7 protein-coding genes, 3 tRNA genes and 1 pseudogene are annotated in these 8,292 nt (G+C 71.3%); 4 read left to right on the top strand and 7 right to left on the bottom strand.

What is annotated here, in order from left to right; all coding sequences use genetic code 11:
- The 4 genes and pseudogenes from ACFWBF_RS30640 to ACFWBF_RS30625 form a co-directional block, all read right to left on the bottom strand.
- A pseudogene (locus tag ACFWBF_RS30640) lies at positions 1-357 on the bottom strand (hypothetical protein); the annotation flags it as partial.
- A 106-nt stretch (positions 358-463) separates the two neighbouring features.
- Positions 464-838: a fluoride efflux transporter CrcB gene (gene crcB / locus ACFWBF_RS30635; protein ID WP_385607597.1), complete on the bottom strand. Its 375-nt coding sequence runs from the start codon at positions 836-838 to the stop codon at positions 464-466.
- Positions 835-1,362 (bottom strand): CrcB family protein, encoded by a 528-nt coding sequence (locus ACFWBF_RS30630; RefSeq protein WP_385607595.1) that lies wholly within the window; start codon positions 1,360-1,362, stop codon positions 835-837. The genes crcB and ACFWBF_RS30630 overlap by 4 nt, the downstream gene beginning before the upstream one ends.
- Complete coding sequence (locus tag ACFWBF_RS30625; RefSeq protein WP_030726307.1) at positions 1,359-1,709, bottom strand: metallopeptidase family protein; 351 nt, start codon at positions 1,707-1,709, stop codon at positions 1,359-1,361. Before ACFWBF_RS30625 ends, ACFWBF_RS30630 begins: the two co-directional genes overlap by 4 nt.
- Positions 1,710-1,812: 103 nt before the next feature.
- On the opposite strand from ACFWBF_RS30625, the gene ACFWBF_RS30620 reads away from it, so the two are divergent.
- The 3 genes from ACFWBF_RS30620 to ACFWBF_RS30610 all read left to right on the top strand — a co-directional run bounded on the left by ACFWBF_RS30620 (position 1,813) and on the right by ACFWBF_RS30610 (position 2,097).
- Positions 1,813-1,885 (top strand) — tRNA-Glu (locus ACFWBF_RS30620).
- A gap of 39 nt (positions 1,886-1,924) precedes the next feature.
- A tRNA-Asp gene (locus ACFWBF_RS30615) sits at positions 1,925-1,998 on the top strand.
- 22 nt (positions 1,999-2,020) lie between these two features.
- Positions 2,021-2,097 (top strand) — tRNA-Phe (locus tag ACFWBF_RS30610).
- A gap of 37 nt (positions 2,098-2,134) precedes the next feature.
- On the opposite strand, the gene ACFWBF_RS30605 is transcribed toward ACFWBF_RS30610, so the two are convergent.
- The 3 genes from ACFWBF_RS30605 to ACFWBF_RS30595 form a co-directional block, all read right to left on the bottom strand.
- The gene (locus tag ACFWBF_RS30605; protein WP_385607593.1) at positions 2,135-2,983 is read right to left on the bottom strand and encodes a cytochrome c biogenesis CcdA family protein; all 849 of its coding nucleotides are present in this window, start codon (positions 2,981-2,983) and stop codon (positions 2,135-2,137) included.
- Positions 2,980-3,735, bottom strand: coding sequence for a DsbA family protein (locus ACFWBF_RS30600; RefSeq protein WP_385607591.1), 756 nt, complete (start codon positions 3,733-3,735; stop codon positions 2,980-2,982). The genes ACFWBF_RS30605 and ACFWBF_RS30600 overlap by 4 nt, the downstream gene beginning before the upstream one ends.
- A 63-nt stretch (positions 3,736-3,798) precedes the next feature.
- Entirely contained in the window at positions 3,799-4,191 is a 393-nt protein-coding gene (locus tag ACFWBF_RS30595; RefSeq protein ID WP_385607589.1) for a hypothetical protein, read from the bottom strand.
- A 111-nt stretch (positions 4,192-4,302) separates the two neighbouring features.
- Here ACFWBF_RS30595 and hrpA point away from each other — a divergent pair, with 111 nt between their 5' ends.
- Positions 4,303-8,250 carry an ATP-dependent RNA helicase HrpA gene (gene hrpA / locus ACFWBF_RS30590; RefSeq protein WP_385607588.1) on the top strand — a complete coding sequence of 1,316 codons (3,948 nt, stop codon included), beginning with the start codon at positions 4,303-4,305 and terminating at the stop codon, positions 8,248-8,250.
- The last annotated feature ends 42 nt before the right edge of the window (positions 8,251-8,292 follow it).

Here is an 8,292-nt window from a genome sequence, read left to right as displayed (position 1 = left end):
GGGCTGCTGCGGACCCTGGCCGCCCGCGCCGCCCGGCCCCGCCGACGGCGAGGGGACGCCGGGCCGGCCCGCCGGCGCGCCCGGGCTGGGCGAGGCCCCGGCCGCGCCGGAGGCCTTGCCGTCCTCCCCGGGCTTGCCGTCCGGCTTGCCCGTACCGTCCTTGCCGCCGTGGCCGTTGCCGTGGAGCCCGGAGCCCCGGCCCGAGGTGGCGGCCCCGCCGGACTTGGCCCCCTGGAGGTCCGCCGAGGAGGCGGGCCCCGGCTTCGCGGCGTCCTCGCCGACGCTCATGCAGCCCGCCGTCACCGTGACCGCGAACGCGGTGACGGCCAGACGCAGGGAAGCGGACAACTGGCGCACGGGGCACCTCCGGAACACAGTGCAAAGCTCCGCGGGGAGCGGGTCAATGTGCCCAACTCCCTTTGCCCCGTAAGAGACACGCCCCAATGGTGGACGGCTCGCACGGTCAGGCGAAGAGCTGGCGCGCCACCTGCGACCCGAGGTGTACGGCGCCCAGCCCGACCAGCACCGACCCCGCCACGTTCGCCACCGCCAGGAACCTCCAGCCACGCTCCGCCAGCCGCAACGTCTCGTAGGAGAAGGTCGAGTACGTGCTGAGCGCCCCGCACAGCCCCGTCCCGAGCAGCAGGTTCAGCCGCGAGGAACCCGCCCCGGCCAGCGCCGCCCCGGACAGCACGCCGAGCACCAGGCAGGCGGCCGCGTTCACCACGAAGGTCCCCCACGGGAACACCGAATCGTGGCGCGCCTGCACCGCACGGTCCGTCAGGTAGCGCAGCGGCGCCCCGACGGCCGCGCCGAGCGCCACCAGCAGCCAGTTCACGCCCGCCCCCGATCCCGGACCCGGTCGCGCGCGCGGCCCCCGGCCGCGAGCCGCGTCACCGAGGCCGCCGCCCACACCGCGCCGAGCGCGGCGAGCACCGTGAGCCCGGCGTACGCCAGCGCCGTCCCGGCCTCCCCCTCGTCCAGCAGGTGCGAGAAGTCCACGGCGTACGTCGAGAAGGTGGTGAACCCGCCGAGGACCCCGACCCCGGCGAAGGGCCGCAGCAGCGGATGCGCGGGCGTGCGGCCGCCCTCGCTGATCAGCACCATCAGTACGCCGATCAGCGCGCAGCCGGCCACATTGGTCCAGAAGGTGGCCCAGGGAAAACTCCCGGGCCCGGCCGGGAGCAGCAGGGAGACCCCGTACCGCGCGAGCGCCCCGGCCACGCCGCCGGCCGCCACCGCGGCGAGCACGCGGCCCTGCGGCTCGGCCCGCTGCGCGGGGACGTGGAGATCCACGTCCGGGTCGATGGCCTCGGCCGCGCGGGCGGCCCCGGCCCCGGCTCCCTCGGCCGAGCGGGTCACCCGTACCCCAGCGCGTGCAGCCGGTCGTCGTCGATCCCGAAGTGATGGGCGATCTCGTGCACCACGGTGACCTCCGTCTCCGCGACCACGCTCTCCCGGTCCTCACACATCCGCAATGTGGGGTTCCGGTAGATGGTGATGCGGTCCGGCAGCACCCCGGCGTACCACTCGCCGCGGTCGGTGAGCGGGGTCCCTTCGTACAGACCGAGCAGCTCGGGGTCGTCCGCGGGCGGTTCGTCCTCGACGAACACCGCCACGTTGTCCATCAGCCGCGTGAGCTCCGGCGGGATCCGGTCCAAGGCCTCTGCGACGAGCTCTTCGAACTCCTCGCGCGTCATCTCCAGCACCCGGCCATTGTGACTCCGGGGGAAACCGTTTTGGCGATAGCTCCCCGGATCCCATATGCTTCTCACGTCCCCGACGCGCTGAGAAGTGCCCGGCGGGCCTTTAGCCCTCATCGTCTAGTGGCCCAGGACGCCGCCCTTTCAAGGCGGTAGCACGGGTTCGAATCCCGTTGGGGGTACGCAACACCATGTGCGAGACTTGTTCTCGCACAATGCAAGGACCTGTGGAGCAGTTGGTTAGCTCGCCACCCTGTCAAGGTGGAGGTCGCGGGTTCAAGTCCCGTCAGGTTCGCTGAAGCCGGAAACGGTTTCGTGGCTGGGTAGCTCAGTTGGTACGAGCGATCGCCTGAAAAGCGATAGGTCGCCGGTTCGACCCCGGCCCCAGCCACCACAGAGAAGGCCCCGTCCATCGGACGGGGCCTTCCGCGTTACCCGGCGTCGGCCGGGTCTTCGGTGGCCGAGCGCTCCGTACGCCGCCACTTCACCAGGCCCACGGCAGCCGCCCCCACGGCGACCAGCCCGAGCAGCGCCCAGTCCGGGAACCCGCCCGTGAGGGAGCGGACCCGCTCCTCCACCGCGAACGAGTCGTCCACGTCCAGCAGCCCCGGCAGCGCGCTCGCCCCGTCGTAGACCAGGAACTGCGTGCCGAGCACGATGAAGAACAGCCCGGACAGCAGCGAGGTGGTGTGCAGTTCGAAGCGGCCCACCGAGAGGGCCCGGCCGCGCAGCCAGCGCCGCCGGCCCAGGTCGAACCGCTCCCACAGCAGGGCCAGCAGGAACAGCGGCACCGCCATGCCCAGGGCGTAGACCGCCAGCAGCAGGCCGCCGTAGACCGGGCTGCCGCTGACCGCGGCGACCGTCAGGACGCTGCCCAGGATGGGGCCGGCGCAGAAGCCGGCCAGGCCGTACACCGCGCCGAGCGCGTACACGGACAGCGCGGTGGTCGGCCGGATCCGCCCGGACAGCTCCGAGATGCGCTTCGAGGCGAAGCCCAGGCCGAGGATCTGCGCGAGCCCGAGCGCGATGATCAGCCAGCCGCCGACGAGGACCAGCTCCTCGCGGTTGCCGTGGAAGAACCGCCCGGCGTACGAGCCGGCCGCCCCCAGCGGTACGAGGGTGCTCGCGAGGCCCGCGTAGAAGATCCCGGTGCGTGCGAGCAGCCGGGAGGCGGAGTCGATGGAGTACGCGAAGAAGGCCGGCAGCAGCAGGGCGCTGCACGGGCTGAGCAGGGCGAGGAGGCCGCCCAGCAGGGCGGCCAGGTATCCGATGTCGGTCACTTCGCGGCCTTGGCCTTGGCGATCGCCGCCGTGAAGGCGTCCAGGGGCTGGGCGCCCGCGATGGGCGTGCCGTTGATCAGGAAGGAGGGGGTCGACTGGACGCCGATGCGGTAGCCCTCCTCCTGGTCCTTGCGCAGGGCCGCGGCGGCGCCGTCGCCGGCCGCGTCCTGCTTGAACTTCTCCAGGTCCGGGACGCCGGCCTGCCGGGCCAGTTCCTCCAGGCGGGCCTCGCCGAAGCCCTTCTCCTTCGAGCCCTCGGCGTACGCGGCCGCGTGGAACTGCCGGAAGCGGTCCTGCTGCCCGGCGGCCCAGGCGGCCTTGGCGGCGGCCTCGGAGTCGGCGCCGAAGATGGGGAAGTTGCGCCACTCGATGCGCAGGGTGCCGTCCTGCACGTACTTCTCCACCAGTTCGGGTTCGGTGTCGCGGGCGAACTTGCCGCAGTAGCCGCACTTGAAGTCGCTGTACTCGATGAGCACGACGGGCGCGTCCGGGCGGCCCACGGCGAGCTTGTCGCCGAAGTCGCGGCGGGCCAGCGCCTTGAGCTCCGCGGCGGGGTCGGTCCCGGGCGCGGCGGCGGAGGAGGCCCCGGACCGGCCGGAGTCCTTCTCGGCGGGGGCGGTGGCCTGCCAGGAGACGAGGCCGAGGGTGATCGCCGCGACGGCGACGCCGGCGGAGATCAGCAGGGGCTTGCGGGCGGAGGTCTTGCGGGAGGCGGGCTTGCGGGAGGCGGCCTTGCGGGAGGAAGAGGACATGCGGGTGCGTTCTCCAGTGCTGCGGAAGGGTGGGGTGGGGCGGACCGGGGGTGACCGGTCCGCCTACACCCGCATCACGGAGAGCTCCACCGGCCCGGGAGCCGCCAGATCGGGCCCGCGTACGCAGATCAGCGCGCGGGGGATCGCGAAGGGTCCGCCCTCGCCGAGCGCCGGCCGGTCGGCGGCCGGTGTGCCGGGTTCCGTGTGCCCGGCGGCCCGCGCCGGCACGGCCGGGGCGCCGTCGGGCCCCGCCGGAGCGGGGTCGCACCGCCCGGCACCCGCGTCGTGGGCGGCCGGCGCCTGCGCTTGCGCGGCCACCGACAGCAGGGCCGGGGCCGACGCGCGGGGCGCGCGCAGCTCCGTACCGCCCGGTCCGGCGCCGGCCAGGGCGCAGAGCACCGCCAGCACGGCGGCAGCCGCCAGGCACCACACGCCGCGGTGCGGACTGCTGCGCATACGTGGGGCCTCTCACGGAAGGCGGTCGGGGGACTCGTCCCGAAATGGTACGGGTCAGCCCCACAAATGCGTTCGCCACCCGGAGGGACCAGGTGAGATCCTCGACCAGGTATGTCTACTTCCTTCGCCGCCCTGCAGACGCTTCTCGGTGAGATCTCCCTCCGTGACGCGCACCGCCTCGGCCGCCGCCTTGAAGGCGCCCGCCGTATCCGCAAGCCCGAGGCCAAGCAGGCCGTGCTCGACGAGATCGCCGCGGAGGCCACGAAGGCCGCCGAGCGACTGGCCGGCCGTGCCTCGCGGATGCCGGAGGTCACGTATCCCGAGAACCTGCCCGTCAGCCAGAAGAAGGACGAGATCGCCGAGGCGATACGCGACCACCAGGTCGTGATCGTCGCGGGCGAGACCGGCTCCGGCAAGACCACGCAGATCCCCAAGATCTGCATGGAGCTGGGCCGCGGCGTCCGGGGCATGATCGGGCACACCCAGCCGCGCCGGATCGCCGCCCGCACGGTCGCGGAGCGCATCGCGGAGGAGCTGAAGTCCGAGATCGGGCAGACGGTCGGCTGGAAGGTCCGCTTCACCGACCAGGTGGACCAGGACGCGACCTTCGTGAAGCTGATGACGGACGGCATCCTGCTGGCCGAGATCCAGACGGACCGCGAGCTGCGCGCCTACGACACGATCATCATCGACGAGGCCCACGAGCGGTCTCTGAACATCGACTTCCTGCTCGGCTACCTGGCCACGCTGCTGCCGAAGCGCCCCGACCTCAAGGTCGTGATCACCTCGGCGACCATCGACCCGCAGCGGTTCTCGCGGCACTTCGGGGACGCGCCGATCGTCGAGGTCAGCGGCCGTACGTACCCGGTCGAGGTCCGCTACCGCCCGCTCCTGGAGGAGGAGGGCGACGACAGTGACCGGGACCAGATCACCGCGATCTGCGAGGCCGTGGACGAGCTGCAGGCGCAGGGTCCGGGCGATGTCCTGGTCTTCCTCTCCGGCGAGCGCGAGATCCGCGACACCGCGGACGCCCTGAACAAACGGAACCCGCCGCGCGCCGGAGGCGCTCATGGGCACGGCACGGAGGTGCTCCCCCTCTATGCGCGCCTCTCGCACGCCGAGCAGCACCGGGTCTTCCAGCAGCACACCGGCCGCCGGATCGTCCTCGCGACGAACGTCGCCGAGACCTCGCTGACCGTCCCGGGCATCAAGTACGTGATCGACCCGGGCACCGCCCGGATCTCCCGCTACAGCCACCGCACCAAGGTCCAGCGGCTGCCCATCGAGCGGATCTCGCAGGCCAGCGCCAACCAGCGCAAGGGCCGCTGCGGCCGTACCAGCGACGGCATCTGCATCCGGCTGTACTCCGAGGACGACTTCCTCTCCCGTCCCGAGTTCACGGACGCCGAGATCCTGCGCACGAACCTCGCCTCCGTCATCCTGCAGATGACCGCGGCCGGCCTCGGCGAGATCGAGCAGTTCCCCTTCATCGACCCGCCGGACCACCGCAACATCCGCGACGGCGTCCAGCTGCTCCAGGAGCTCGGCGCGCTGGACCCGACGGAGAAGGACCCGAAGAAGCGGCTCACCCCGATGGGCCGCCAGCTCTCCCAGCTCCCGGTGGACCCGCGCCTGGCCCGCATGGTCGTGGAGGCGGACAAGAACAACTGCGTGCGCGAGGTCATGGTCATCGCGGCCGCCCTGTCCATCCAGGACCCGCGCGAGCGGCCCTCGGACAAGCAGACCCAGGCCGACCAGAACCACGCCCGCTTCAAGGACGAGACCAGCGACTTCCTGGCCTTCCTGAACATGTGGCGCTACGTCCGCGAGCAGCAGAAGGAGCGCGGCTCCTCCGCCTTCCGACGGATGTGCAAGCAGGAGTACCTGAACTTCCTGCGGATCCGCGAGTGGCAGGACATCTACTCGCAGCTGCGCACGGTCGCCAAGACGATGGGCATCCACGTCAACGAGGCCGACGCCCCCGAGCAGAGCGTCCACATCTCGCTGCTGGCCGGCCTGCTCTCGCACCTCGGCCTGAAGGACACCGACAAGAACGAGTACCTGGGGGCGCGGTCCGCCAAGTTCGCGATCTTCCCGGGCTCGGCGCTCTTCAAGAAGCAGCCGAAGTTCCTGATGTCGGCGGAGCTGGTGGAGACCTCGCGCCTGTGGGCCCGGGTGAACGCCAAGGTGGAGCCCGAGTGGGTCGAGCCGCTCGCGCAACACCTGATCAAGCGCACGTACAGCGAGCCGCACTGGGAGAAGGATCAGGCGGCCGTGATGGCGTACGAGAAGGTCACGCTGTACGGCGTACCGATCGTGGCCCAGCGGAAGATCAACTACGGCCGGATCGACGCCGAGGTCTCACGCGAGCTGTTCATCCGCAACGCGCTGGTCGAGGGCGACTGGCGGACCCACCACAAGTTCTACGCCGACAACCGCAAGCTCCTCACCGAGGTGGAGGAGCTGGAGAACCGGGCCCGGCGCCGCGACATCGTGGTCGACGACGAGACGCTCTTCGACTTCTACGACCAGCGGATCCCCGAACACGTGGTTTCCGGGGCGCACTTCGACTCCTGGTGGAAGCACAAGAAGCGCGACGAGCCCGAACTGCTCGACTTCGAGCGCGAGATGCTGCTGACCGAGAAGGCGGCCGGGGTCACCAAGGCCGACTACCCGGACTCCTGGCAGCAGGGGCAGCTCACGTTCCGCGTGACGTACCAGTTCGAGCCGGGCGCGGACGCGGACGGCGTGACCGTCCACATCCCGCTCCAGGTGCTGAACCAGGTCACCGACGAGGGCTTCGACTGGCAGATCCCGGGTCTGCGCGAGGAGATCGTCACCGAACTGATCCGCTCGCTGCCGAAGCCGATCCGCCGCCACTACGTGCCCGCGCCGAACTTCGCGACCCGCTTCCTGGCGACGGCCGTGCCGCTGCAGGAGCCCCTGCACGTGACGCTCGCGCGTGAGCTCCACCGGATGGTCGGGGTGCCGGTCTCGGCCGAGGACTTCGACCTCACCCGGATCCCGGACCACCTGAAGATCACCTTCCGGATCGTCGACGAGCGCCGCAAGAACCTCGCCGAGGACAAGGACCTGGAGGCTCTGCGGCTGAAGCTGAAGCCCAAGGCCCGCCAGGCCCTCTCCAAGGCCGCCGCGGCCACCGCCGAGCGGGCGGGCGGCGAGTCGCTGGAGCGCTCCGGGCTGACCGACTGGACGATCGGCACGCTGAGCAAGGTCTTCGAGACCCGGCGGGCCGGTCAGCCGGTGAAGGCCTACCCGGCGCTGGTGGACGAGGGCGCGACCGTCTGCGTACGGCTCTTCGACACCGAGGCCGAGCAGCAGCAGGCGATGTGGCTGGGCACCCGGCGGCTGATCCTGCTGAACATCCCGGTGAATCCGGCGAAGTTCGCCTCGGACCACCTGACCAACCAGCAGAAGCTGGCCCTGTCCAGGAACCCGCACGGGTCGATCCAGGCGCTGTTCGACGACTGCGCGACCGCGGCGACCGACAAGCTGATCGCCCACCACGGCGGCCCGGCGTGGGACGAGACGGGCTTCCGGAAGCTCTACGAAGCCGTACGGGCCGACCTGGTGGACACGACCGTACGCACGGTGGGCCAGGTGGAGCAGGTGCTGGCCGCCTGGCAGGCCTGTGAGCGCCGTCTGAAGGCCACGAACAGCCTGGCCCTGGTCGCCAACCTGCAGGACGTCAGGACGCAGCTTGCGGCCCTCATGCCGGCCGGCTTCGTGACGCTGACCGGACTGCGCCGGCTGCCGGACCTGATGCGCTACCTGGTGGCGGCGGACCGGCGGCTCCAGCAGATGCCCACGGGCGTCCAGCGCGACACCACGCGCATGGAGAAGGTCCACGAGATGCGGGACGAGTACCTGTGGCTGCTGGAGCAGCTCCCGAAGGGGCGGCCGGTGCCGTCCGAGGTGACCGAGATCCGCTGGATGATCGAGGAACTCCGGGTCAGTTACTTCGCGCACGCGCTCGGGACGGCGTACCCGATCTCCGACAAGCGGATCGTGAAGGCGGTGGATGCGGCGGCGCCGTGATCGGGTTCGACCGCACCCCCTGAGCTGTTGTACAGTTTGATT

The sequence above is a fragment of the Streptomyces sp. NPDC060028 genome (assembly GCF_042736725.1).
Taxonomy (GTDB): domain Bacteria; phylum Actinomycetota; class Actinomycetes; order Streptomycetales; family Streptomycetaceae; genus Streptomyces.
This window is presented reverse-complemented; position numbering and strand designations above follow the sequence as displayed.